Annotated in this window: 24 protein-coding genes; 1 reads left to right on the forward strand and 23 read right to left on the reverse strand. The window is 46.8% G+C overall.

Annotation, left to right across the window (positions count from 1 at the left end):
• The 23 genes from CRG49_RS00525 to CRG49_RS00635 form a co-directional block, all read right to left on the reverse strand.
• Positions 1-792: a peptidoglycan-binding protein gene (locus tag CRG49_RS00525; protein ID WP_095502777.1), complete on the reverse strand. Its 792-nt coding sequence runs from the start codon at positions 790-792 to the stop codon at positions 1-3.
• Positions 793-834: 42 nt separating this feature from the next.
• Complete coding sequence (locus tag CRG49_RS00530) at positions 835-1110, reverse strand: hypothetical protein (RefSeq protein ID WP_095502776.1); 276 nt, start codon at positions 1108-1110, stop codon at positions 835-837.
• Complete coding sequence (locus CRG49_RS00535) at positions 1107-1547, reverse strand: hypothetical protein (RefSeq protein ID WP_095502775.1); 441 nt, start codon at positions 1545-1547, stop codon at positions 1107-1109. The genes CRG49_RS00530 and CRG49_RS00535 overlap by 4 nt, the downstream gene beginning before the upstream one ends.
• A 51-nt stretch (positions 1548-1598) precedes the next feature.
• On the reverse strand, positions 1599-1928 hold the full coding sequence (locus CRG49_RS00540; protein ID WP_095502774.1) for a hypothetical protein: 330 nt from the start codon (positions 1926-1928) through the stop codon (positions 1599-1601).
• 18 nt (positions 1929-1946) lie between these two features.
• The gene (locus CRG49_RS00545; protein WP_095502773.1) at positions 1947-6593 is read right to left on the reverse strand and encodes a phage tail protein; all 4647 of its coding nucleotides are present in this window, start codon (positions 6591-6593) and stop codon (positions 1947-1949) included.
• A 20-nt stretch (positions 6594-6613) separates the two neighbouring features.
• The gene (locus tag CRG49_RS00550; protein ID WP_154143266.1) at positions 6614-7291 is read right to left on the reverse strand and encodes a tail assembly protein; all 678 of its coding nucleotides are present in this window, start codon (positions 7289-7291) and stop codon (positions 6614-6616) included.
• 2 nt (positions 7292-7293) lie between these two features.
• Positions 7294-8028 (reverse strand): C40 family peptidase, encoded by a 735-nt coding sequence (locus tag CRG49_RS00555; RefSeq protein ID WP_095502772.1) that lies wholly within the window; start codon positions 8026-8028, stop codon positions 7294-7296.
• A complete protein-coding gene (locus CRG49_RS00560; RefSeq protein WP_095502771.1) occupies positions 8025-8732 on the reverse strand; it encodes a phage minor tail protein L in 708 nt (235 codons plus the stop codon). The genes CRG49_RS00555 and CRG49_RS00560 overlap by 4 nt, the downstream gene beginning before the upstream one ends.
• Positions 8733-8734: 2 nt before the next feature.
• Positions 8735-9058 carry a phage tail protein gene (locus tag CRG49_RS00565; RefSeq protein ID WP_095502770.1) on the reverse strand — a complete coding sequence of 108 codons (324 nt, stop codon included), beginning with the start codon at positions 9056-9058 and terminating at the stop codon, positions 8735-8737.
• Positions 9059-9149: 91 nt separating this feature from the next.
• Positions 9150-9599: a hypothetical protein gene (locus CRG49_RS00570; RefSeq protein WP_095502769.1), complete on the reverse strand. Its 450-nt coding sequence runs from the start codon at positions 9597-9599 to the stop codon at positions 9150-9152.
• Positions 9596-15166, reverse strand: coding sequence for a phage tail tape measure protein (locus CRG49_RS00575; RefSeq protein WP_095502768.1), 5571 nt, complete (start codon positions 15164-15166; stop codon positions 9596-9598). The genes CRG49_RS00570 and CRG49_RS00575 overlap by 4 nt, the downstream gene beginning before the upstream one ends.
• Positions 15167-15240: 74 nt before the next feature.
• Positions 15241-15558: a hypothetical protein gene (locus tag CRG49_RS00580; protein ID WP_095502767.1), complete on the reverse strand. Its 318-nt coding sequence runs from the start codon at positions 15556-15558 to the stop codon at positions 15241-15243.
• An 11-nt stretch (positions 15559-15569) separates the two neighbouring features.
• Entirely contained in the window at positions 15570-16004 is a 435-nt protein-coding gene (locus CRG49_RS00585; RefSeq protein WP_095502766.1) for a hypothetical protein, read from the reverse strand.
• 103 nt (positions 16005-16107) lie between these two features.
• A complete protein-coding gene (locus tag CRG49_RS00590) occupies positions 16108-17295 on the reverse strand; it encodes a phage tail tube protein (RefSeq protein ID WP_095502765.1) in 1188 nt (395 codons plus the stop codon).
• Positions 17296-17312: 17 nt separating this feature from the next.
• Positions 17313-17723 carry a hypothetical protein gene (locus tag CRG49_RS00595; RefSeq protein WP_095502764.1) on the reverse strand — a complete coding sequence of 137 codons (411 nt, stop codon included), beginning with the start codon at positions 17721-17723 and terminating at the stop codon, positions 17313-17315.
• A gap of 3 nt (positions 17724-17726) precedes the next feature.
• Positions 17727-18269, reverse strand: a complete 543-nt coding sequence (locus tag CRG49_RS00600; protein ID WP_095502763.1) for a hypothetical protein — start codon at positions 18267-18269, stop codon at positions 17727-17729.
• Positions 18269-19117, reverse strand: coding sequence for a hypothetical protein (locus CRG49_RS00605; protein WP_095502762.1), 849 nt, complete (start codon positions 19115-19117; stop codon positions 18269-18271). The genes CRG49_RS00600 and CRG49_RS00605 overlap by 1 nt, the downstream gene beginning before the upstream one ends.
• Positions 19117-19656: a hypothetical protein gene (locus CRG49_RS00610; RefSeq protein ID WP_095502761.1), complete on the reverse strand. Its 540-nt coding sequence runs from the start codon at positions 19654-19656 to the stop codon at positions 19117-19119. The genes CRG49_RS00605 and CRG49_RS00610 overlap by 1 nt, the downstream gene beginning before the upstream one ends.
• Positions 19657-19666: 10 nt before the next feature.
• The gene (locus tag CRG49_RS00615; protein ID WP_095502760.1) at positions 19667-19864 is read right to left on the reverse strand and encodes a hypothetical protein; all 198 of its coding nucleotides are present in this window, start codon (positions 19862-19864) and stop codon (positions 19667-19669) included.
• 55 nt (positions 19865-19919) lie between these two features.
• Positions 19920-21095, reverse strand: coding sequence for a hypothetical protein (locus tag CRG49_RS00620; RefSeq protein WP_097784570.1), 1176 nt, complete (start codon positions 21093-21095; stop codon positions 19920-19922).
• 12 nt (positions 21096-21107) lie between these two features.
• Positions 21108-21566 (reverse strand): hypothetical protein, encoded by a 459-nt coding sequence (locus tag CRG49_RS00625; RefSeq protein ID WP_095502971.1) that lies wholly within the window; start codon positions 21564-21566, stop codon positions 21108-21110.
• A gap of 2 nt (positions 21567-21568) precedes the next feature.
• On the reverse strand, positions 21569-22882 hold the full coding sequence (locus tag CRG49_RS00630; protein WP_095502970.1) for a S49 family peptidase: 1314 nt from the start codon (positions 22880-22882) through the stop codon (positions 21569-21571).
• Complete coding sequence (locus CRG49_RS00635) at positions 22882-24405, reverse strand: hypothetical protein (RefSeq protein ID WP_095502969.1); 1524 nt, start codon at positions 24403-24405, stop codon at positions 22882-22884. Before CRG49_RS00635 ends, CRG49_RS00630 begins: the two co-directional genes overlap by 1 nt.
• Before the next feature lie 94 nt (positions 24406-24499).
• On the opposite strand from CRG49_RS00635, the gene CRG49_RS00640 reads away from it, so the two are divergent.
• Positions 24500-24886 carry a hypothetical protein gene (locus tag CRG49_RS00640; protein WP_095502968.1) on the forward strand — a complete coding sequence of 129 codons (387 nt, stop codon included), beginning with the start codon at positions 24500-24502 and terminating at the stop codon, positions 24884-24886.
• The last annotated feature ends 23 nt before the right edge of the window (positions 24887-24909 follow it).

Here is a 24909-nt window from a genome sequence, read left to right on the forward strand (position 1 = left end):
TTACCCTTTCGCGCGGCGCAAAGCCAATTCAAACGCAACCGCTTCAGCGGCGATTTTGTATTGCTTGTCCACACCATTAATGATGCGGCGAGCAGCGACATAGTTTGCCGTGTAATCGCCGATATAATCAGACAATTTTTTACCTGTAAACCAACCTTCCACCATGCCGAAAACCATAATCCCAGCAGCATGAACAGGGTCAAGTGCCAAGTCAGGATTGCCTAGCAAATCAATACCAAGTTTATTACCGGCGCGGCGATAATTAGCCGTACCAGTAAGCTGCACATAGCCGTGCCCACGGTATTTATAACCATCGCCATCAGCTTCAGGCGTATTGCCCAGTCGGGCGGCAAGGCGGCCTGTATCGTATTTGTCAAAATAGCGCACACTGCCACGCTCAACAATTGGCTGCATTGTGTAAGAGGTTTCGTGATACGTTGTTGCCAGCATGTACGCCGAATGGTTCACGCCGATTTTGCTGCTTTCAAATACATCAATCAGGGTATTAATCCCATCAACCTGCGATTGATTAAAACCGCCTTTAAACAAAGACTTACGCAATTCAGCGAAGAACACATCACGGTTAACCTTACGTGATTCAACCGATTTCAATTGCGGTAACAGCACCTCCCATGTTTTCGCGCCGACAATCCCGTCAGCAACAAGTCGGTTTTCCATTTGATATGCAATCACGGCTTGCTTGGTTTTGCTGCCAAAGCTGCCGTCAACATATACACCTAAAGCGTGTTGCAAGGCGCGTACATCCGCGCCTCGACTACCATATTTAGCCATTTCAAATCCCCATAAAAGCCGCCTGAATTTCAGACGGCTGTATTAAACATTAGGCAAGCGGCGTTTCAGCCATCGCGACGTGCGAGTCGTGCGACTGCCAAAGTAAAGGCAAATACCGAAATCTAAAAACAACTTACCCATTGACGGCATTTTGCCGTATGAGATTGCGGCATAAACCGTGTAAACAGCACCACCAAGCAGCAGCAGGAATGCCCAACCTTCTAAGTCCGATAAACGGCGCTTCTTGGCGTTTAGTCGGCAAATCATCATGTAAGCCACTATCGCCGAGGGTGCGGCGGCAAGAATCGAAATCATCATTTATCACCTCCCGATTTAATTCGCAGGTTCAAAACAAAATCCAGCATGCGACTCACAATGCGGTCAGCATTCTTTTCAAAAGCTGGCCACAACACACGCACAATCTTGATAACAAGCTGCCACATCAAGCCGACAAACACAGGTGCGGCCACTTGTGCCAAAGTTGTTTTCTGCTCAATCAGCGCAGGCGATTGGCTGGCATATTGCCCAACCAAGATATGCACGATTGACGGCGCAATCGCACCACCAAGCAAGCCGCCAATGATGATGTAAGCAATAGCCATCCAGCGGCTTTTCGGCTCTGAAATCATGGTTACAGCCGCCGAAGCAATCGCACCAAGCGCAACGGCATCGGCAGGCATACCCAGCAGCGTACCGGCGGAAACCACGCCGCCAAAGGTATAAACGGCAGCAGGTGTAATTAAAGGTTCAGACATTGGGTTTCCCATAAAGGTAAGGCCGTCTGAATTTCAGACGGCCTGTATTGATTACTCACTCAAGTCAGCTTTAACCAACTCCGCACCGGTAAATTGATGCGGGTTGGGATTGTCGCTATCAACCAATGAGGTCAGTGCCCAATCAATCACATCCACGCCACGCGGCGGATCTTCAGACAGCGAAAATGACACGCTGCCCAATGCGCGCTTACCCTTGTCGTACAAGTCTTGGTTGTAATAGCTGTCAACCGTGGCCGTGTAGTATTTGTTGGTTAAGTCAAGGTGAACACCCGAAATAATATGAAACGATGCCGGAACACCGGTGTTCACATCTTCAACATCGGCCTTGATGCCGATAATCATTTGCTGCTTAGTTGTCATAAATTTCCTTTCTTTTGGTCATAAAATGCCCGCATTTGCGAGCTGGCTAGGGTATTTATAGATTAATAGTGCGTCAATTATATTATCCGTAGGAGCGCGTGTGATGTCTTTAATTTCGTCAATGGTGCTAAATGAGTAAGCCTGTTTAACCTGCACCCCGGCTACCAATATCCTAATTGTGCAGTAGCCTTTTGGTAGGTTTAAGGATCGTAAACTACGATTCCCCTCCCCGGGTGCAAAGTGCACTCTACCTCCTAAGAACGTATTACTGCCTCTATATTCGGCTACAGATTTAGGGGCAATTACGCCATTAATATAGACAACTCCAGACGAAGATATTTTAGACCTTTCAGTAGTACCGTGCTCATAATCCAAAAAAATAGGTTCAAAGATTAGTCTGGCCTCCCTTGGGTCTGTCTTAGTAAAAGTATATTCAGAGTGGGCAACTATAGTTTTGTAAGGCATTTTGTTCTTAATACCCGAATGTCTATGGACTACGCCAAGGTCTCTCCTTTTAAACTCAATTCCCTCTACCAACACCCCCTCAACCCTATCCGCCCTCACCGTCCCTTCAAAGCGACCGTTTTTCGCGGTCATATTACCGTTGGAATCGACAGTAAAGTTACCATTGCCGATATTGATGTTACCGCCTAAAAAGCTGGAGGCTGATACCTTGCCGCCGTTAATAATAGGCGCACTAATCGTCTGCTTCGCCGCAATATGTCTACCCAAAATCGTGCCGTCAGCGACCAAGTCACCGTTGAGTGCCATACCATTACGCGTAACGGTCATCATCGGGATAATCTTGCTGGTATGCGGCTGCACAAACCCGACTTTATCCGCCATCAGCAAGATTTGACTGTCAGCAGTCTGTCCGTCCGCCCCCATCATCAAGCCCGATACTGCTTTTCGGCCACCTGCTAGCGTTTCAGCTTTTAAGGTGTAAAGGGATTGCACCTTGCCCTTAGTGTCTGCAAGCGTTTCCTGCGTTTGCGTCAACTTGGCTTCAGCGTTACCCACTTTTGAGATAGCTTCATTAACTTTCTTGGTAGTAGCGGTATCCTTAGTAGCCTGAGCCGATTTAAATTCGGTTAAAGCCGCTTCGGTTGCAGCAGCTTTGGTTTCCAAGTCTTCAGGGGCAGGTGTCCAGTCTGAAGCAACTGTGCCTTTAGCAACTTTCAACTTTTTAAAGGATAACTCACCATCAAATGCATCACTACACAGCAGGATAAAGCGGTTGCCTATATAATTTTTCGGTAAGCTCCCACCCACCTTCCTTTTGATTTCAAAGTAAGTCCAATCGCTATTAGCTTCCACAGTTTGCGAGATAGTTAAACCTTCAGAAGTAGATCCTGAGGTCACGTCATAACGCAGAATCGAATGGAACGTAACCGATTGAGTTGAAGTATTTTTCACATAGCCGTTGATAACCACATCATCGCCAATTGCCAACTCATTCAGCGCAGGGTTAATACCACGATTACGGAAAGCATAGCCAAACTGCTGCAATTGCTTCCAGTAATTAGAAGTTGCTGCATTAGTCATGGCGATATAGTCATCAGTAATTACCGCAACGCTATCACCTTTAGGTTTTGTGTAATACCACCACTTAGCAGCATCTACACTACCTCTAAGGTAATTACGTCCACCGACGTTCATCCTGTCAAACCGAGCAGTCAATTGCTTAGTCTCTTCCGCACGGGCTTTCTCGTTGTCCGAAACAGTCTTTTGCAATTTGGTGATACCACTTTCCGCACCGGCAATGCGTGATGTCAATTGTGAAGTCTTTTCAGCTTGCACACGGTTAGCTTCAGCGCGTACGCGCTTTTCTTCATTAATCGCACCTTCCGCATTACCCACGCGCGCGGCCAGCGTTTCACGCTTTTTCGCTTCGGCAACTATACCATCTGCACGGGCTTTCTTTTCCGTTTCCAAACCCGCAGCAGTCTTACCCTGCGCGGCGGTAACGGTACGGATTTGCCGCGCTTGGGTTTTGTTGACGTTTTCGGTTGTCGTGATGCGTGTACCTAACTGGTCAGCTTTCTCCAGCAAATCACTCGCCGCCTTGTCCGACGCTGCTTTAACCGCTGCCATCCGTGCGGCTTGTTCGGCTTTGATAGCCTTGGTTCGGGCATCTGCTTCGGCTTTCAGAGCTCGAATACGCTGTTGAGCCTCTCCTGCAACCGCATCGGCGGCCGCTTCAGTCATGTCGCTGTTGAGCTGCTCAAGTAGAGACTGACTTAAAGCAGACTTGGTAATTGCCCCCTGCATTTGCGCCACAATCGGCGCTGGGTCCTTGTCCGCCCTACCACGCACAGATGGGGTAGATTCACCATATTCTCCCGTTTCCGATACACCTCGCGCCCAAAAGTAATAGGTATCAGTCACCCCTACACCACTTAGGGTATAAGTGTTTTGCGGATGCGGTACCGTGGCCAACAGCGTGGCTTTGTTCGGGTCATCAACCTTCGCATACCAAATCTGTGCCGCAAGGTTAGAAACAACCATACTAGGCCAATTCCATACCAAATCAATCGCCAAAGTTTTTGGAATAGCCCGTAAACCGGTGATGTTGTAATCGACAGTGAACCCATACTCAAGATAGTTCGAGTAGCCGTAATCGCCTTTAGCCCGTACTTTGACCACATATTTACCATTAGCCAAACCACTCATATTAAATTTAGGCGAACTTTGGACTACAGGACTTTTAACAATCTTACCGTCACGGTAAACTGTAAACTCATACTCGACATTACCACCAGATACATTTGAATCAAATGTAAATGACATGGTTTTACCGTTAACTTCTACAGTAGGGTTATACACCTCAGGCTTCATGGTGTAGGCACTGGTACGCCCACCTGTGGTGAATTTCACACCGGTATCAACCATCGCGTCTTTGTCAGGGTCATGCGCCACAGCAACCACACTGTAGGTGCCAGCTTCAGTATTCTCTTCAATCGCCAAACAACGGAATAATTGCGGCTTCACCCCTGTTGACGGAATCATCGACCAAACAGCCTCCGATACCAAACCGGTAGGTGTTTCCGCTACCGTGATGGTTTTCTTATCTGCTGATAAACCCACAATACTCAAGGTTTTCTGACCTGACTGAGTCATGTAAATCAGCGTGCCACCGACCGCGCTTTTAACCTCAACGTCCAGTGTCACCGTTTTACCCTTAACGGCCACAACACGTCCGCCGACCATCTCGTCAGCCCAATACTTGTCCGACACCTGAATCACATCAAACGGCAGGTGTTTCAAACCCTCTGCACCAACGGTAAAGGTGATAGTCTGCCGTTCGCGTTTTGCCGTTTCCAACATCCACCGGCCTAAGCGCGCTGCCTGACCGCGTGACGTACAACCGTAGGCCACAACAGACTTAACGTTTTCCCCGTAGCGTTTAACCAACTCATCGTCTGAAACATATTCCGTTTTTTGGCGGAACATCTCACGCTTATCCAAATAAGACACATGCACGACGCTGGTCATCGCACGCTTGGCTACAAAGCTGCGACTAAACGTGCCATCAACCACATTGGCATTGGTGTAAATCGCCACAGGCTCAGTCACACGGTCATTCGACACGGTTAACACACTGCCCGTCCACATACTGATGCCACGGAAAATGCTGGCTAAGTCGCTCAGCACTTCGTACCCATCACGTTCATCTGTAATATGCAGGTTACACGTCATTCGTGGTTCTTTACCGCCGTAACCGTCATCGACCATCTCGTCACAGTATTGGGCAATTTGATACAGTGCCCACTTATCGACTTCAAAACCGTTGAGTTTTTCGCCTAAGCCGTAGCGGTCATTGGTGACAGCATCGTAGAACACCCATGCAGGGTTGTTCGTCCAAGCAGGTTTGAATGCACCCGACCATATACCATCATAAGTACGCGTTTCAGGGTCATAGTTTTCAGGTACACTGATGGTCATACCTTTGACCAAATACTTGCGTGTCGGAATCTGATTGCCGAATTGGGCGGAATCCAACTTAATACCTACTACCACTGAGTGTGGATAAGATAGGTTGGAATTAATCACTTCAGTGTAAGCCGCAAAATAGGTATCGTTCTGTAAACGCTCACTGGTCGAATCTTCGTCCACTCGGGAAACGCGAATAGAAAACGGTACTTGAGGCAGGTTTTCGTAAACATCATCGGCATGGTATTGAGAAGTTGTTTTACCGTCGAAAGTTACCTGTTCCAGATAAACCGTTGTGCCGCCCTTAATAAATTCCACCAGCATACTAACCGATGTGGTCAGGCGGTCGCCTTTATCTGTTGTACTCACCAAAGCCGACACACCCAAGGTTAGAATCAGACTGGTCACAGTCGGGTCGGTGATTTCGCGCACAATCGGTTTGGCTTTCTTTACACGTGCGCCAACACCCACTGTTCGCAGCGTGTTTTCAAAACCTTCAAGCGGCAATTGGTCGCGCGTACCCTTATTCGCAACAACTTCCACACCTTTAAAGTTATATGTTCCGTCAGCATTTTGAACAGGGGTATCGTTCAAGTAGATACGCTTCAAATCTAATTCTTGCGCAATTTCACCTTCACCCAATAAATCAATGATTTCCGCAACCTGCGCTGACTGCAGGTTATCTGGATGCTCTATCGGCGTGTAAGCCTTGCCTCCCGATTTACCACCCATATCAAACTCCTAATAACTCTTTAAACTATCTTACGGGTCCGCTCCACAGCACCCTCACCGGCCTTACGTTCCTTTGGTACCAACCACTTCGGCGTTGTAAACCCAGTTGAATTGCCGCTTTGAGTCGAATAAGACGTGATACCCTGCGAAATCACCAACGAGCCAACCAACACCTCACCGTAAATAAGCGGTACAGGCTGCCCATTTGCCGCCATATTCTGCAAGCCTGAAAACGCGCTGGATTGTAGGTTTTTTGAATCCTTCACATCGCCAACACTGGGCGTTTTTGTCAACATTTGCGACACGCCGCCCAATATCAGGGAGAAACCCATGCTGGCAGCTATCGTACCCAGTGTACTTAACCCGGTTAACGACCAACCGCCCGTCCAAAATGCAGCAACAACCAATGCCGCCCCAATCACAACTTGCAGCAAACCGCTGCTTCTACCGCCTGCACCCATCACAACAGGTGTGATATGCAAGGTCTTATGCCCTTGCTCCCTCAAGGTTTTTTCCAAGCCTTCGGGCATAATGACTTGGTTACCATGGCGCAATTTAAAATGCCCGCCTTGCAGCACCTTACGAAAGCCCTGCAATTGGCTGCATAAAGCGCGTACCGCCTCGGCAGAATCAGCAACATGCAAATCAAAACGGGAGCCGAATTGCTTCAGGTTCCCGTGCAGATAAATCGTCATCATCTTTACAACTCCACATCATTCCACGCTGCTTCGATATTGGCCGTCTGAAATTCAGGGTGTCGCCACACCGAATGCAGTTTACTTTTCAGGTAGCCGCCGAAATGCTCTTTCCGGCTCGGTCGGTCAGTCAAATGGTGCAGCAGTGTACTGTCGCCCAAATAAAAGCCCACGTGATTTGCTTCGCCGCCGATGGAAAACACCGCCACATCTCCGGCCTGAATGGATTCAACCAACACTTTTTCAAACCCATAAAGCTTTAAGTGCTTGATGATTCGCTGCCGCACACTATCTTCATCCAGTCCGAAACGGTGTGAATCTGGAACATCCACGCCACACAGATGCAAGGCATCACGAGACAGTGTGCAGCAATCAGCTTGCCCATAAACAAAAGGCCGTCCCAGTAATTTTGGACGGCAGTCAAACACGTGTATCCGGCCGTCTGAAACCAGCACCCAAGGCAAACCCGTCTGAAGCTGGTTTACACGGTCTTGCGTACTTAAATAAGGCTTACCGTTGATATGCGAATGAACTACCGCAACCACATCAGCAGCTTCTTCTGCGGCAATCCAATCATCAGGGTCAATGGCAAAAAATTCAGCAGGATTGTCCGCCGCATTGCGACACGGGAAATAATCCAAGCCGCCTGAATGTTCTATTACCAAACCACAGATTTCACGCTCAGGGTCAGCAGATGCATGTTCTAAAATACGTGCCTTGACTGTCTCATTCAAAATCATCTGCTATTCACCTTATCTGCTGCCGGGAATCCGCCAAACGGCAACGGGTCATTCCCAAAACGCATACGGCAACTGCTCAGACGTTTGCCGCATCTGTCCTGATTAATATCCTTGGTCGGCTTGTCGTTTTCATCAGCACATGCGCCGCCTGAGTAAGAGCAAGCCCCTTTACGGTATTGCCAAACACATAAATTAGCGACTACACGGCGGTTGGGCAGCCTTGCGCCTGTCGTCTCAGACGGGATGGTTAATTCAAAAGTAGCCGATTCATACGTTAGCGATACCACACGCTCCAGTACAAAATATTGCACCACTTCCTGCTGCGGGTCGGCATAAGGATTGCCGTTGGTAAAGTTAACTGCATCTAAGAATTTCGCATGTACCAAACGGCGCGTGACCGTTGCGCCAATCAGAAAATCATCTTGCGCCAACGCAGAAGTAACAAGGCCGTGTAAGTTGGCGACCATTAAAGTAGGTCTGTCCGTTGCCCCTTCTGTTTTAAATGAGAAACCTTCACCTTGAATGGGATAGGCTTGATAAGTCTGCCCCTTCCAAACCACAGACTGCTGTTTCTCATTGGGTTGGTTACAGAAGCGCAGCAGTTTTCCACCGTTTCGTCGCAGGTCAAGTTCCCACAACTCAACTCGGGCGGATACATCCAACTGTTCCACTTCTTGTGCCGTGTGTTGTGGAATATTAGCCATAATTACATATACTCCTCTTTAAACTCACACGTCAGCGTGTCCACAATACCGGTCTCAGTGCGTTTAATCGTTTTACATCGAACCACATAAGTCGTTCCGTCATAACACTTCCAGACAAACCGCTTCCCCCTCTGCTTCAGCAGAAAATCATATATCTCATTGATTACACTGCTTTCTCGGATAAAGGTAAGGTTAAATTTATGTTTTGGAGCAGCGAGAAACTTTTGCTGCACCTGCACGACACCCTCACCGAATTGAACCTCTTTCAAGGCTAAATCAGGCTCTCTATCCACGCCTTTATCAGGAATCCATGCAAACGTATTCATTTATACACTTTCTACAAAATAATAGCCCGCTTTCGCAGGCTATTATTACAACAATACTAATTTATCAAATTGTATCTTACCAGTTTCCTTATTAATTATCAATGATTTTGCTTCTTAATTCATATAAAGCATTCATTTCCAAATTATCCAACCAAACACATACTTTTCTACATTTTTTCGTAACTGTAGATTTACTGCACTGTAAAATGCCCGTCAGACTTTGCAACTCCTGCTCGTGAGGCAGCTCCAACCAACGCAAGAGAAAAAGTTGGGCAGCTTGCTCGGGTAAATCGAAGTGGGTAGCAATTAGTTCGGCCAAAGACTTTAGATTCTCATAACCTCTCTCATACTTACCCTTGATTAACTTATCGCCGCCGCTGGGCAGTTGCGCTACCATGTTTTTCAGTAGCGAACTGGCCAGCACTACCTCATACAGATCTACACCTGCGGACTTCCCTGTTCCGTCACCACATTTTGACATCACAGTAGTATCTCTACCATATGCCCAGTACAAATCCCACTTCAACTGGCTTAACGTCATGCTCGACCCCTCATAGATTTATAAATAACCCCCCCTGGTAAAAGTTCTTTATTCAACACCTGTATTACTGTGTTTTGAATAGTTTTACCTAACTGTTGGAAGTCAGAAGCATTTACTTCACTGTCACTGCTTCCATCGGAATTTACGGTTACAACCACATTAACCGGTGCGTTAACCACAGTACCTGCATTCCCGACACCAATTGCTTTCACGCCCAAATCCCCGTTCGGCAGCCTGCTGAGTGGCAGAATGCCTTCAGGTCCGTTTTCTCCCATCAACCCTCTACCGCCGGAATGGATAAAACGTGTCGGACTGTTTACCACACCACCTGCCGCATAAGCTTTCATCACCCCGTGCTGCCCGATGACCCCGCCTTTTGCAAACAAAGCATCAAATGTAGGGTTAGAAGCACCTGCTGAAGCACCTGCACTCATAAACGCGCCGCCAATAGCAGAGACCAACTTCATCGCAGCCATTCGGCTGAAAATCTTCGACAAGTCCGACAAGATGCTGGCCGACATACTCTTAAAGTTGAGTTTTCCGGTTAACGCCAATTCATTCAAACTGTTGGTCACACCTCCGGTGACGGTTTCAAAAGCATCTGTGGCAAACTTGCCGTAATTAACAGCTTCGTCGGCCAACCTTCTAAACGAGGTTCTCACACCGTCTTGCCAATTCTCAGCAGGTGCCCTACGCGCTGCATCACTTTCCTCCGTACGGCGGATGTTATCCAACCCCTCTTGTTGGGTCTGATGGTACTCAAAAGAGTTTTCCGCATAACCTTGGGACTTTAACTCCAGCAGTTTTCGTTCCAATTCAAGTCGCATACCGGCTACTTGCAATTTGAGTTTCTCGTCGTTGTACTCTTTCTCGCTGATTAAACCTAAAGACCTGCGGATTTCCAACTGGTGACTACCTTCGGCAGACCTTTGATTTGTTAACCGTGTCGAGGCATCAAAACGGCTCAACTCCAGAGCCAGCAACTCCTTCTCTTGCTTCACCTGCAACTGTTGCAACTCATATTCAGCCTGTTGCGCCTGTAGTGCCTTTTCTGCTGCATAAGATTGTTGGATACCTTGACCTCCGACACCACTCAAAATATTAAGAACCTCAGAACCTACTTTACCTGACTTCAGCAAAGCAGCAAATCTGGCTGCCGCAGCTAGTGACTGCCACTGGAAGTGAATGTGGTCACCAGTCGCACCTTTCTCACCTTTACGTTCAAACTGTACAAAGTAATCTTTAGCAGCTATCCCAAGGGATTCCATCATGGCCTTGATTTTGGCTACCGCCTCTTCCCCTTGTTGTCGGGTCTTAAGGGTAAAGTCTAAGGCCAAACCTGTATTGTGGTAGCTGCGTGGGCGGTTACGCATATGCCAGCCGTCATTAAAGGCCGCAAAATGCACCAGATTTTTACCAAACATACGTTGGAACAAATGCCCTGCCGCATAAGTTCCCTCCTTAGTTCTTCCGCCTTCAATGGCTTCTCGGGATTTCAACCGCAAACCGGAAGCCCCGAAAGAAGAACGTCCACTCAACGCTTTATAATCCGCCGCAGCTCTCGCCCTATCCGCTTCAGACATCTTACTGTTGTTCATGGCCTTTTGAGCCTTCAGCAAGGCTTGCTCATCTTGAAGTTTGGCTTTCTCCAACTCTTCTTGAGCTTGAGATACCTTTAACTGAGCCAAACGGGTCTCAGCCTGATGCTTCTGAATCAACAACTCTTGGCTGGCAAAACCATTCTTTAACTTGTCCTGTTCTAATCTAAACTCAAGTTGCTTCAATTCAGCGTCTTGGGCTTGAACCAAACGTTTTTGATAAGCTACTTCTCGATTTTGTACATTTACAGGGTTGTAAGTAGGTGCAGGTCTCTCAGCTCGGGATTGAGTGGCAGACCGTCCACCGGACGCTCTACTTGATTGTCCCGGCAACCCTTGTGCAACGACCTCAGGGTCAGAGGTTGCAACCTTTCTTGCCCGCCCTTCTTCTCCTTGGTCTAAGCCAATCTGGTTGGCTGCTATCAAACGGCTATTGAATGCAGTTTTTAATTGCTTTAACTTTTGAATCTCTTGGTATTTGGCATGTTTAACCGCAGAGAACCAAGTATCGTTAACTTCCCGTTGCAAGTGTTGAATCGCTGCTTCGGCAGATTCAACAACCTGTTTGGCATGGATTGCAGCCCTTTGCGGATTCGCTAAGACCTGCTGCCTCCAAGCCTCATTCTGTGTGGAGTTAGACAAAGAATTGTGGAGGGCTTTCAGACTTTGTAGGTTGAATTTTCCGCCTGATGCAACCAATGCTGCTTCTGCACTTCGGGAGTTGATAGCCCCACCTGTTGCAGCTTCGGAAGTCAGTCGGCCTGCTGATCGTTTCTCAACCTCGGTCAACCCCTTATAGTCGCCGGATTTGGCAGCGTTCAATACCCGCATGATGCTTTGGTTAAAGTGTCCATTACCGTTGAAGGTATTGGCTACGCGTCCAAAGAAGCCTTCCAATGCCGACTGTTGGCGGATGGCTTCGGCAGCTGTTTCTCGAATCTGTTCGATAGCCAAAGTCGTCCGTTGCGTCATCAATTCCTTCGTAATACGGTGAAGTTCGGTCTCAAAAGCCAAACGAACCTTCATCGAATCTTCAGACAATTTATTGACATGAGAGTGGTGTTGGTCAAATTTCTCCAACTGGTCTGTCAAAATAGATTTGGTACGGTCAAGTACCATTACCTTTTGTTCAATTTGCTCTTTAGCGGAGTCTTCAGCCAGTTTCTTTTCCAACTCAGTGATGTCGTTCAACTCTTTAGTGGAAACTGTCTTAATCTTCGTCAGATTGTTTTGGAACTCTTCATTGCTGCTGGCAATGGCCAATACATACTCTTTGCTGACTCTCTCAATTGAACCTTGCAACTCTTTGTACTTGTTGAATTTATCAGCATCAAACCCGATACCCAACATCTTATCGATGTTCAGACCGCGACCGATTGTATTGAAATCCTCAAGTACCTTATTGCTGACAGAACCTGCCACGTCAGAAATCTTTTGGAACTCTGTTTTAATGTTGGCTACTTTAGGTTGTAAAGCGTCATACGCCTTAGACACCCCTACAACGAGTGCCGCCAAAGCACCGGCTGCGGCAATAACTGGGTTGCCGACAACCAAAGCCATAGAGACCGCTCTCAATTTAACCAAAGCCGAAGCCATCAACCCTGCTGAAGCTGTACCGGCATTCACCGCAGCTACCCACTTCAAAGCAGAAGCTGTACCTACAACCCCCATGTAAGCACCGGCCATCTGCAATACAGGTGCCATAGTAGCAACAGCCGAGGTAAATCCTACCGCAGCTTTCGCAGCCGTGATGAAGCCTGTTGACAGCGCAGTCGTCAACTCTTTCAGATTCTCAGAGTTGGCTAAGTCTGTCATGCTTTGCAACAGTTGTTTATAAGGGTCATTCACACTGTTGCCCACTTCTGCGAAGTGAGTCTGCCAAGCCGAAGTCATGCCACGGAACATACCCTCAGAGGTTTCTCCAAGCAATTCCGCTTGGGTTGTGGTGTAACCCATATTCTCACCGGCGCGTGCTGTATTCGCCGCCAACTTTTCAAATTCCTCAACCGAGGTATTCAAAATAATGTTGGCTGCACGCATACCACGCTCGTTCAAGAATGAGATCATCCAGCCTTGTTTCTGTTGGTCCGACATACCTTGGAAGCGTTCTTGCAACTCTCGGATAATGTTAGAGAACGGTTTCAACATACCACTAGAGTTGTAAACCGATATACCTAACTCTTCCAGAGCTTTGCGTGAATGGACAGTACGACCTGCCAAGTCTGTCAGCAAGTTCTTCACTGCAGTACCTGCAGCCGAACCGGTAATGTTTACTCGTGCCAGCAAAGCCAGGGCAGCGGAGGTGTCTGAAACAGACAGGCCGAATTTGTTTGCCTCTGATGAAGCCTGTTTCATCGACTCCATCATCTGTTCAATAGACGTTTGAGATAGGGCAGCAGCTTTGGCAGTTTGGTCAGCAGCAGTCTGCAATTGAGAGTCTGTCAGGTTAAAGGCAGACTTCAAACCGGCCAAGAAGAGTGCAGAGTTCTCAGTATCTACTTCAGCAACCAGCGACAGTTTCAGAGTTGTTGGCAGAGCAGCAAGAGCTTCTTGGGTTTTCATACCGGCTTGCGCCAATACGCGTAAAGAAGAAGCCAGCTCAATAGGCCCATAAAGCGAGCCTGAAGACCCTAGTCGCAAGACCTCATCCTGAAGACGTTTGACCTCTTCAGCAGAAGTCTCGGCAGCGACCCCAACCAACTGCATCTGCCAACCAAGTTGACGGTCAAACTTCAAGGATTGGAACACTGACCCACCGACCGCCAAACCGGCAGCCATCGTGGCAAAGTTACCCCAAGACAACCACAGGTTGCCGGTGGACGCAGCAATGCCTCGCCAAATACCGTGAATGTTTTGGCTTAACTTGGTAGTCTGCTGAAGCTTTTTATTAGCGTCGTCAATGCGACGGCTGTACTCGGTCGCACCTAAAGCCAACAACTCATTCCGGCGTTTGGATTCATTTTCGCTGTATGCTGCTACCCCGTGAGACTTAGTAAATTCCTGTATGGCATAATTTTTGGATACACCGGCTTGCATGGCGGCAATCCGTTTATACTCAGCCTCAATGGTTCTCAAGGTAATCAACTGCTTATCTAAAGATTCAGCCGAACCTTTCTGATACCTGAGCGCATGTTGCAAAGTACTAAGCTGCTTCTCATAAGAGGCAACTTTACGGTTGTTGGACTGGTTTAACTTTTCTGCCGATTTCAACTCGTTTAAAAGAGCTTTTTCCTTAGCTTCAGCTTCTTTAAACGCCAGCGCTACATCACGTTCCCGCGCCTTAGCGATTCGGGCGCGAGCCATCTCTTCCTGCTTGAGCAACTGCTCATTACGCTTGAGGTAGGCAGCTTGTTCTTTTTCTTCCTGAGCAATCAACTTCGCCAACTCTAAATCCTGTTGGCGAAGATTAATTAAACGTTGGTGCTGCCTAATCGCATCGTTAGAAACATAAGTAGCGACCTTACTACCCATAATATCTTCTACCGCGTGATGCAGCTTAGATACTCCGGTTTCATCAGACAGGTCGAATTTGACTGCCAAATGTACAGCCTTTAGTTTGGCAGCCGTCTTGGCCAAAGTATTTAACTCTTGAGTCGTTACCTCAGCTCCGGCTTTCAACTTGCGGACACCATTCATAAACTGGTCAAAGTTTACGTTTTTCAGTGTGTCCTGAATCTCTTTCTTTGCGCTTCGTGTTACCTTTGTCAATGCTTTATCGGCCGCCTCAGCTTGTGCGACCATAGAAGCCATCATTTTAGATGTGTTGTCAGAGATGCGGGACGATTCCTGAGCCAGTTTGTCCACAGACTGGCTCAGGCTGCTAACCGTCTCTTTTAATGACCCCTGATAAGCCGTTAAACCCCGTTGGTCTGTACCGACCTTAGCTAAGGTTTTATTAAACTCCGTCAACTTTTTGATGGATTCGTTCAGTCCATCCACACTAAACTTTAAATTGTATAAATCGTCCATACCTGTGCCCCGATTAATTTATACCTATTTTATACGATTTACGTATAAATTTATACATAAAAACCACTAAGACATTAATTCTTAGTGGTTTCCTTGTACTTTTCCTGAAGCAGTTGACCATCAACTTTAGAGATGACAGAAACAAGCAAAGACCGCTGTTCCACATCTGTTAAATTGACGATATTGAAGTAAGCCTCATACTCAGTCAAAGGGATGTAATACTCTCCGACTGAGCCGAGTTGCCTACTTGGGGACAGTAAGTGGTAAGCTTCATACAGCCAGTAGTAGTCAGGATTTAGTTTAGGACGTTCCTTTAAAGCTCTGACTTCCATACCGGCATCTTGCATGGCTTGTAAATGTTCAAGCCGACTTGCCCACTTTGATTCCCACAAGAGGCATTCGGTTAGTTTTTTACAGCTTTACCTTCTGCATAGGCACGGTATTGGTCAACTTCCATTGACAAACTGAATACCAAGTTGCTGAATTCAACATATTCCGTCAATAACTTGTAGGCAGTTTCTTCTGAGAATGGAAGTTCAGTCTTACCATCTTCATCTAAAATACCCTCCCAACCTTTTAAGATATGTTTTGCTAAAGCTCGATTACCCAAGTCTTCAAGGAATGTCTGAGCTTCATCACTCTCACTGTTTTCCAACAGCTTGGCTTCCTTAGCACGCTCCGTACGTAGGTAGGCAGTGTGTGCATCATTATTGTATCGGGCAACCAGCAAACGTGCCGAACCGTCAAAAACATCACGCCAAACACCGTGATTCACCGCAGCTTCATCATTTTTAAAGTTACGGGCAATACTGAATCCTTTAACTTTCGTCTTACTCATTTTTAGTCTCCTAGGGAAAATTTGATTATACAGTTTCCGTATAAATTTGTACAAATAATTTACAGCGTCAGACGATTAAAAACTCCCTTTCGGGAGTTTTTAATCAGAAGCGGTAGATAATCATTGTCTTCGATAATTTAGGGTCCATCAGTGCGTTGAAGTTCACCGTAATCATGGCTGCTTCATCCTTCTGACCAACCTGTGCTTCAGGGGAATCCAATTCCACAGAAGGCAGTACGAAGGCATAACCGTGACCTTCGCGGTCGTATACAGACCATTCGATACGGAAGCGTTCTTGATTCAGCACACTTTTATACAAGCTCAAATCGTTCATGTACATAGTCAACGATCCGCTGCAGTTAATGGTACCGGCAACAGTAGCCACATTTCCCAATACCCCTACAGCTCCCAAACCTTGTAAATTATTATCAAATTCCAAACTCAGTTCGGTGATACCCGCGCTCAATTGTTCATTGGTTGTCTTACCGTTAAACAGAACATCCTTCATACCCAATACAGTATCGATAACCGAACCGTCCTGACTGGCCGTATAAGCAGCCTTGTCGCCCAACAGGCGGCCTGTACCGGTTGTCATAGAACGGCCGACAAAATCAAACGACCCTGTAATCGCAGCGCGCATATTAAAGTTAGCCGACATCTTACCAACTTGCATACCGCTGAATACCGTTGTCTGTTTCACATCGGTATACTGTTTTTCAATACTAAAGTATTTAGGAGTCACACCGTTGACCAACTTACCGTGATAAATCTTGCTGCCCTCAACGATCTGGTCTTTCAATTCACCATAAACGGTAATAATCTTCTTCTCAGAGTCAATCGACTTAACACGGTGTGGTCCGCGGTTCACGCCTTCAATTTTATCGTCGTGAACAGAGAAATAGTCACCCGCCGCAAGTCCGCTGACGGCATTCCCAAAAGTGATGGTTTTCGCATTAGCAGCAAATACCACCTTACCTGCAGTCAACACCCCGTTGTTACCAAACTTACTCCATGAACCCATCAACAAGGCTTCAAGGAACGGGTCATACTCTCCGGCAGACAGCTCGAAGTTCAGACCACCGGCAACTTCAGCGTTAGTCAGGAAGCGTGAACGTGTCTGACGTGAAGACTCAATCTCAGCGCTCACTTCCGCAGTCAGTGCCTGATTAAATGATTCCCCTGTAAAGCGCAAATTAATACCTTTACCCTTATCAGGTGTTGTACCTGCAACAATTTCAGGAATATAAGCCATCTGTACATAGCTGGTAGATGCAACCTTATTAATAGACATCTTTAGTCCTTTCTAATTTAAAAATGATAATGCCAAAACGGTACAACCGCACGATAACCCACCCAACCTTTAACCGCATGAGAGTTGGGCAGTAAGCTTGCCATGGAGGTTGAAGCACCTGAAAACCGAGAGCGCTCCAACAACTCTGCTGCCTCGTCCCTTAATTGAATAGCCGAACGGACACCTGACAACTCCTTCACCAATACGGTTATCAGAATTTCTCCTGTATCCACCTTCCTAGGTTTATCCGATAAATCCGCCTGACGACTGTTACGGTACACAATCTCATACGCCACCACAGGGACAGTCGTACTATTCATATCAACATTCGACCCATTTTCATGGTGTACCCTGATATCCTGCCGCTTAGCAAACTTGCCCTGAAAAGCACGGGCAACAGCGTCTCTAAACTCTAATCTCGCACTCATGAATTAACTCCAACCGAAACGTTTATAAGCCAAATCCGCAGATTTCAAGCTGTAAGCCAAGCTGGCTTCCCGGGTAATATCAGACAGCGTGTAGTAATCACTGTTCACATGTCGTAAAGTCCAGTTAATCGGCGGATTTTCTGCCAACCAGTACTCCGAGTGCGCAACCGTATTCACCAAATACATCTGAACCCGTTTATCCTTCTTCAACATACTTTTAACCAGTTGTCTGGCTTGCGATTTTGCCTCAGCAATCACCATACGGTTTAGTGCAGCTGCTTTTAAATCCTTGATACCTTCTGGAAAGTTCAAGTCTTCGTTCGCTACCTCTTCCTGATAAGCTTCGTTCTTATCGGTAGTAAATATCCAACCAGCAGTAGCAGTGCCAGACCACTTAGGTGTATAGTTAACAGCAGCTTCAATAGCAGCATCAGCAGCCTCCAAAACTAAATCTTCCGCATTCTTTGTCAATCTGTTGACCAACAAGTTCACCGCTCTAGGGTTACGCTTCTTTGTGGATACCGAAATTTTGACCGTTCGTGCCATCAAATTCTCCGAATAACAGCAGATTCAGACCCGTCTTCATGCAACCTAGACTCTACAACCTTCCATTCATACCCCTTCAAATGTAGTCGGGTATCTTCAGTGACTAAGTCTGTATGTTCAGGCGGTATCCTTAAGCGCATATCACCTACCTGTTCAGGCTCCCGACTAGGCATACTGTGATAGTAGTCATCACGCCAATTCATCAGAATGGATTTAAAATTCACCCTCTCTGAATCGGTGTACGTCTCACTGACAGGGTCGTACTCACCGGCCAGATGAATCGCCACATCCACAATGCAGTCTTCCTCCAATTCATTGCACTCCGCCACCCTCAATCCGGCAGTGCCGTTGATAATGTTTCTGACAATATGCCAGCGGTCATCGGATAAGATAAACCCACCAACCTTGACAGGTTCTGCATGAGTGAAGTAGATGTAATACTGACCTTGGGCTTCCGACGTAGTCGTAATATCCTTCACGTCTTTCACCCAAACCCGAGACAGATATAAAGGGTAGCCGGTGTTATCAATCATCGCCTGTGTATCCGCCAAGCGACCAACTCGGGCATACTGAGCCACGTAACCTTCCCTGGCGATATTCTCACCCCATGTATCAGGATTATTCAGTCGGGAGATAATCCAAACCTGACCGGCAACCACCACTGCACCCCGATAAGGGAAAACCGTACCGGCTTTGACAAACAACGTTCGTCTAATAGTCGTCATACCATCACGGCGCGGCGTATCCCAAGGTGTTACCTGACACTTAGCCCGCAACTTCTGCCCCGTGTAGGCATCCCACATAGGTGTTCTGTCGAAATAATTGGATACATGATGTAATTCAGCCATTAACCTTCACCTGTTACAGGGTCGTAATTAGGGGTTCCGGAGCCAAACAACGTAGGGCGAATCAATGCAGGTGTTGAGGTCGTTTCCACACCCTCTGCCAATGCCTTTGAAGCCAATGCAAACCGTTGACGGATACTATTAATAACAGTCTGCAAATCCGTATCAAACCGTTGGAAAGTCGCTTTAGAATCGGAGATAGTTCGTGCCAACAAAATCGGCAGTACATCGCAAATTTGGTTCGCAATACTGTATAAAACATAATCCTCTACCAAAGGTCGAAGATTGTTTTGGGCAACCTCTCCTTCACCCCATAAATTGTTCAGACTAGGTACCAACATCGTCATACTGTTGTAAGCCGCCCGGCTGTACACCCGTTGGGACAAAACTTCATCAGGCAACTCTACTTGAGACAGTCCGAATACGGCCCTGATTTCGTCAGTCGTGGTCAACTGCCCATAAGGCTCCAAGGTGATGTAGGTCGGTTCAACCGTTGATTCAAAGATTTCCGCAGGGTCTGGGATAGTTTGGTAATCCGCCATCGTTCAACTCCTAAGATTTACTGGCGGCCTTAGGTGTACGTGTTGGCTTTTTCGTAACTTCTTCCGCTTCTACGACTTCTACAAAATTCCCTACGCGCAATTGAGCACGAATCCAAGGACTATCTGAAACTTCAACAGGCTCTTGGCCAATCAGCACACAATCAACAGGGTTCCACAAGGGTAGTGCTTTTACTGCGTAAACTTTCATCCTTACCTCCTAATAAGCGGATTTATACAATCGTATAAATCCGCCCCAATAAAAATTAAGCGGTCAAATCCAATGCTGTCCATGCATTTTCATGCAAGCGGTAAACCACGCTGCCTTCGTCAAAGCGCATTTGAGTACCTTTACGCATAATCAACTCTTCAGTTGCTCGGTAATCAGCTTCGCTGTTGCGGACTTTAGCAATGGCAAAACGGCTATCCAAACCAACCAAAGTGTCAGTCGGAATCACACCATCATTGACGATAAAGATTTGCGGCTCCTCAAAACCGTAGTTCATCACACGGGCATCGTAAGCGTGAATTTCTTTATCTTCCACATGCAAGGTTGAAGCAGTAGGGCGGCCTTCACGGTCAATAATCTTGAAGTAAGTCTCTTCATCACACAATACATGCGAGATATTGCGCAAACGGCGGTTCTGACGCAGCCACTTCACATACGCACGATGGGTCAGTTTGCCTGAAGCGGCTTCATCAAACGTTTTAGCCTTCACGGATTCCAAGGGCCCTTGTTTAATGTCAGGGTTGCCATTAAACAATGCGTTGATGTGGGCATCAACCAAAGCACCCGACTGAGCATTGGCCATCACTTCCAAATAGATAGCCACTTGGTCAATGGTCATGCTCTTAGCAGCTTCGTCAGAAATTTCCAAACCATAAGAATAAGTCGGAATAGAGCCACTACGTTCAGACACAAACAATTGACCCACAATATTCGGCACTTGCAATTGACCAATACGACTCACTTCTTGCAAATCAGCGCCTGTAGTATCAAATACAGGTTGCTCATATCGGTTTCCGCTGATAGATACATCGGTCGCCAACATAGAGTTGAACGCTGCAACATCGCTAGAGCGGTCTTCACGACGATTCAGCTCCAACAATTCCAAGATTGCCGCAGGAGCCAAGATACGTGACAAAGGGATACTCTCTTTAGTAATCGCCGCGTCCATACCTTGGGCGTAAGAACCGTCCAAAACATTACGCAATGTGGCAGAACCCAAACCGGTTACACGGTCTTTCTCAAGGTTCATATTACATTGAGCCAACATTTGTGAGAAAACAGTACCATGTTTGGCAGGGTTTACGTCCGCGCCGAATTCACGTTCCAAATATTGAGGAACGGTACACTTGGCATCGTGGGCTTTCTCATAAATCTTGGCATCAACCGATACTTCCTGACGGCCTTTATTACCGTAAATAATTGCTGTTGTCATAATCACCTCTTATTAAATTGCTTCAATCAGGAAGACATCAGCGCCGACAACGCGAATGACTTGCCATTTAAATGTTTCAGGATTGCCTTCTTTTACAGGGGTCAAACCACGTGAATCTTGACGTGGGAAAGCCTTGGCATTGGCTACACCGGCATCAGTCTGTTTAGCGGCTACAACCATTTTACCCTTGGTCAGTCCTGAACCGGTTACCCATACACGGACACCGGGAGCATGACGAACAACGGTACCAAAAGTTTGACCATCAGCAGAAGCAGGTTCGATAGATTCAATGAAACCACGGATTTCATCATCCTCAGCAGCCAACTTCAAAGTGCCTTCCAAAGATTCGTCCAAGGTAACAGCTTTATGGATGTCGGCATCAGTGATACGGTTTTCTTTTGTACCCAATTTCCAACCTTGATTATTACGGGTGTTGACATCCAACTGGATACCCAAATTTACTTGCGCCATACTTAAACTCCTTTTTCCAATTTAACTCGTTTCAACCAAGGAGCAATCTCAACCTGTGCGACTTCCTTGTCTTCAGGTTGGGCAATTGCTGCTACAGCACCTGAAGGGAATTTGGTTTGAAACTCACCTTCCAATTGGGCATTCATGGTTTTCAATCCTGCCAAAGTTTCCGGCATCAATACTTTAGTACCCAGCGCGCAAGCTTTCGCTTCAATGTTGGCTTTCAAAACATCAGCAAAACCTTCGTTCTCGCTGTTCGCTTCAGCCAATGAAGCAGCCAATGCTTTGTTAGATACTTCCAATTGTAATTTCTCAGCCTCCAAAGTGGCAGCTTTTGCCTCAATCGCCGCTAACGCGTTTTTCGAGGTTTCCGCTTCACCATTCAGACGGCCAATTTCCACCATTGCTTCTTCTAAATTCATGGTAAATTCTCCGTTATTGACCTGCCCGGTTACATCTGATACTTGGGCAGCAGTGGTATAACCACTTCGGTTTACATTAAACACAGAGTTTTGACTCTGCTTCATCATCAACGATTCAAAAGAGCCGAGCTTGTCAACCAAACCCACATCCACTGCCTCTTGACCGTAGAATACTTGACCGTTTCCAACCGTAGTGGAAACAGCCGCCAAACTCATACCGCGACTATCCGCAACATCCTGCATGAATGTCTTATGCGTAAAATCCAATGACTTCTGAATCTCAGCCTGTGCCTCAGGAGAAAATTCCTCCATCGAATGACCTAAGTGCTTTTTCGCACCGGCTCGCAATACATAAGGTTTATAGCCTTCCGCCCGTGCAGCGTCTCGTTCATCGTAGTGGACGGCGATTACCCCGATGGAACCTGCTACTGTCACAGGCAATGCGGTGATACTCTTACCGCAACTACCTAACCAGTAAGCCGCGCTGGCGATACACTCACCGGCGAAAGTTTCAACCGGTTTGCTGGCAGCTAATCGCAGTAACGCTTGACGTGTGTCGTATAAGCCTTTTACCTGTCCGCCACCTGAATCAACATCCAAGATGACACGCGATACGTCCGAATCAGTTTCAACAGCCTGTACAGCTCGCTGCAGACCGGGGTAGGTTGTCACTCCGACAAAACGCGCAAACTCGTCAGGAATATCGGCATTCAGCAAAGGGCCTTTAATGCTGATGATAGCGGTTGAACCTACTGTTTTCACAAAAGGGTTGCCGGTATCAACTTCATCAGGTTTAAAAGTTGTCAGATTGGCTTCAATCTTGTCTAAAGCATTTTGTGCGGCATACAGTGTCTCTTCCGTACCGGCCCACATTGCCCCTTTATAAAGTTTCATCAATTACCTTTCTTCCCACCATTTTGAGATTTAGCATTAGTCGGTTGGTCAGAGTTCAGATTTTGATTTAATGTCCCCTGTGATGTTCCGCTATATGGGTTAGATGTATCGGTTGACCCATACTTAAACATCGTACCGGACAGCTTCGGTGCATTCGGGTCAGGGATTTTCCCGATTAACTCCAAGCTCGCTTGAGCATCCGAATACATTCCCAAACTCAGCAGCTCCAACACCCTTGACTGTTTCATCGAACGGAAAGCTTCCAACTCACTTTCAGGCCGTAAGTCAATTCGCTCAAAGGTAAACTCAACAAAAACGTCATAACCTAAAATGCGTACAGCCAATGTTAATGCCTGACTGAACAGGTCATTCAAAGCAAACTGTACACCTTCAGCTGACTTCATAAACAGCAGCGTTTCGGTAGAAGCGATATTATTAGACGAGGACCCTTGACCTAAGATAGACGGCATCGTCTTAGAACCTGTCGAAGCTTTACCGTTAATCAAACTCTGTAACACATCAATTTCGGTATTCAGAGAGACGTTACCACGAGACAGATAATCAATCTCCAGCGTATCCAAATACACCATTGCGTCTTCAGGTGACAGTCCGTTCACATGGTCTGCCACATCCGCGACCACACTGCTTAAATATTCATTGGTCTTTTCAGGCGTTTCCCGATACTGAGGCGGCATAGCAGCCAATATCTCAGCGGAATTTAATTTAACATTCAGCCGCGGGAACAGTGCCCGTTTTACCACTCTGCGTAAGTCATTCATAAACTCCTGCATAAACAGCACAGGCTGCAAAGCTGCTTCCATTGGACTTAACGCATAAGGTGTCAGCAGGTCTTGATCGATAGAGCGGTAAAAGAACGTAGGAATATCCAAGCTGACTTTAGTATTGTCGATTTCCTGAGTCGGGAAAATCTGCCCCGACTTATCCAACTCGAATTTCAATGTAGAAACAGAGACCGGTTGCAGACGGATTGGGTTCTTTTGTTTATCCAATACCAACTCCACTGCCGCTGCGCCGTAAAGTCTGAACTCTCTTGCCAAGGATTCAGCAAGCGCGCGGATAGAAGGTGTATTGCTAAACCCTTCCCCATAATTATTCAGCACGTCAAACCGTGTCAGAATAGATTGCAAGGCCATCGTGGCATCAGCGTTAAACGTACCATCTAGATTCTTGGCCACTGAAACATAATTACCGGTAACCGCAGTGCGGATATAAGCATTTAAAGAAGCAGATAAATCCGGAGAAGCAATCGAAAAATCTCGAATAACCGTATCCGTATCCGACCCGCTTCGGTAGGTCGTAATGTCTGTATTAATCAAACGGCGTTCTGTTTTTGTCAGAGCGTCGCCACTACCGGCAGATGATTTAGAAAAGTATCTTGCTCGGGATTGTTGGGCTTTTACCAATTTACTCGGTACAGAGTTTTCAGGCGCACTGACGCGGTCTGTAGACTTAGCAGCCCACAAACCTCGAAATGGCGCACCCAATTTCCCCATTAAACCCATATCACAACCAATGCTTGATAGATATTCAGTATCTTAACATTATTTATGCCTTTTGTGTATAATATTATACACTATATGTATAAATGGTTTAGTCATGAAAACAATAGATACAACAGGTTGGACAAATGAAGAGTTAAAAAACTTTGCCGACACCATCTATGCCGGTTTAGGTGAAGTAAAGGAAGTTGACCTGAATAAGGCGTTAGTAGAGAACTACCTGCGATGTAACCAATCCGCCGAAGCAGCGCAGCAGTTGTTGTTAGAAGGTCAAGCTACTGCCGGTGCAGCGGCCGTGCTGTCCGCGGCCACGAATGCACTGGACAAATTAGTCCGACTAAAGATGGAGTTGGCCGAACTGGAAGAGAAGCTATACAACATCGAGCGTGTCAAAACACTGGAACGCGCCATGATAGAAACCTTAAAAACCCTTCACAACCCTGAAGACGTATTGGCAACCTTCAAAGAATTCCTAGAAGATTAACTTGCTTTGGTAAATGTATAGTG

Source organism: Neisseria sp. N95_16, assembly GCF_002551535.2.
GTDB classification, from domain to species: domain Bacteria; phylum Pseudomonadota; class Gammaproteobacteria; order Burkholderiales; family Neisseriaceae; genus Neisseria; species Neisseria brasiliensis.

Coding starts and splice junctions, on each gene's coding strand:
- CRG49_RS00525 (WP_095502777.1), bottom strand. CDS start 792: ATGGCTAAATATGGTAGTCGAGGCGCGGATGTACGCGCCTTGCAACAC.
- CRG49_RS00540 (WP_095502774.1), bottom strand. CDS start 1,928: ATGACAACTAAGCAGCAAATGATTATCGGCATCAAGGCCGATGTTGAA.
- CRG49_RS00600 (WP_095502763.1), bottom strand. CDS start 18,269: ATGGCACGAACGGTCAAAATTTCGGTATCCACAAAGAAGCGTAACCCT.
- CRG49_RS00530 (WP_095502776.1), bottom strand. CDS start 1,110: ATGATGATTTCGATTCTTGCCGCCGCACCCTCGGCGATAGTGGCTTAC.
- CRG49_RS00615 (WP_095502760.1), bottom strand. CDS start 19,864: ATGAAAGTTTACGCAGTAAAAGCACTACCCTTGTGGAACCCTGTTGAT.
- CRG49_RS00565 (WP_095502770.1), bottom strand. CDS start 9,058: ATGAATACGTTTGCATGGATTCCTGATAAAGGCGTGGATAGAGAGCCT.
- CRG49_RS00640 (WP_095502968.1), top strand. CDS start 24,500: ATGAAAACAATAGATACAACAGGTTGGACAAATGAAGAGTTAAAAAAC.
- CRG49_RS00590 (WP_095502765.1), bottom strand. CDS start 17,295: ATGTCTATTAATAAGGTTGCATCTACCAGCTATGTACAGATGGCTTAT.
- CRG49_RS00605 (WP_095502762.1), bottom strand. CDS start 19,117: ATGGCTGAATTACATCATGTATCCAATTATTTCGACAGAACACCTATG.
- CRG49_RS00635 (WP_095502969.1), bottom strand. CDS start 24,405: ATGGGTTTAATGGGGAAATTGGGTGCGCCATTTCGAGGTTTGTGGGCT.
- CRG49_RS00545 (WP_095502773.1), bottom strand. CDS start 6,593: ATGGGTGGTAAATCGGGAGGCAAGGCTTACACGCCGATAGAGCATCCA.
- CRG49_RS00630 (WP_095502970.1), bottom strand. CDS start 22,882: ATGAAACTTTATAAAGGGGCAATGTGGGCCGGTACGGAAGAGACACTG.
- CRG49_RS00550 (WP_154143266.1), bottom strand. CDS start 7,291: ATGATGACGATTTATCTGCACGGGAACCTGAAGCAATTCGGCTCCCGT.
- CRG49_RS00555 (WP_095502772.1), bottom strand. CDS start 8,028: ATGATTTTGAATGAGACAGTCAAGGCACGTATTTTAGAACATGCATCT.
- CRG49_RS00595 (WP_095502764.1), bottom strand. CDS start 17,723: ATGAGTGCGAGATTAGAGTTTAGAGACGCTGTTGCCCGTGCTTTTCAG.
- CRG49_RS00570 (WP_095502769.1), bottom strand. CDS start 9,599: ATGACGTTAAGCCAGTTGAAGTGGGATTTGTACTGGGCATATGGTAGA.
- CRG49_RS00625 (WP_095502971.1), bottom strand. CDS start 21,566: ATGGCGCAAGTAAATTTGGGTATCCAGTTGGATGTCAACACCCGTAAT.
- CRG49_RS00560 (WP_095502771.1), bottom strand. CDS start 8,732: ATGGCTAATATTCCACAACACACGGCACAAGAAGTGGAACAGTTGGAT.
- CRG49_RS00610 (WP_095502761.1), bottom strand. CDS start 19,656: ATGGCGGATTACCAAACTATCCCAGACCCTGCGGAAATCTTTGAATCA.
- CRG49_RS00575 (WP_095502768.1), bottom strand. CDS start 15,166: ATGGACGATTTATACAATTTAAAGTTTAGTGTGGATGGACTGAACGAA.
- CRG49_RS00535 (WP_095502775.1), bottom strand. CDS start 1,547: ATGTCTGAACCTTTAATTACACCTGCTGCCGTTTATACCTTTGGCGGC.
- CRG49_RS00585 (WP_095502766.1), bottom strand. CDS start 16,004: ATGAGTAAGACGAAAGTTAAAGGATTCAGTATTGCCCGTAACTTTAAA.
- CRG49_RS00620 (WP_097784570.1), bottom strand. CDS start 21,095: ATGACAACAGCAATTATTTACGGTAATAAAGGCCGTCAGGAAGTATCG.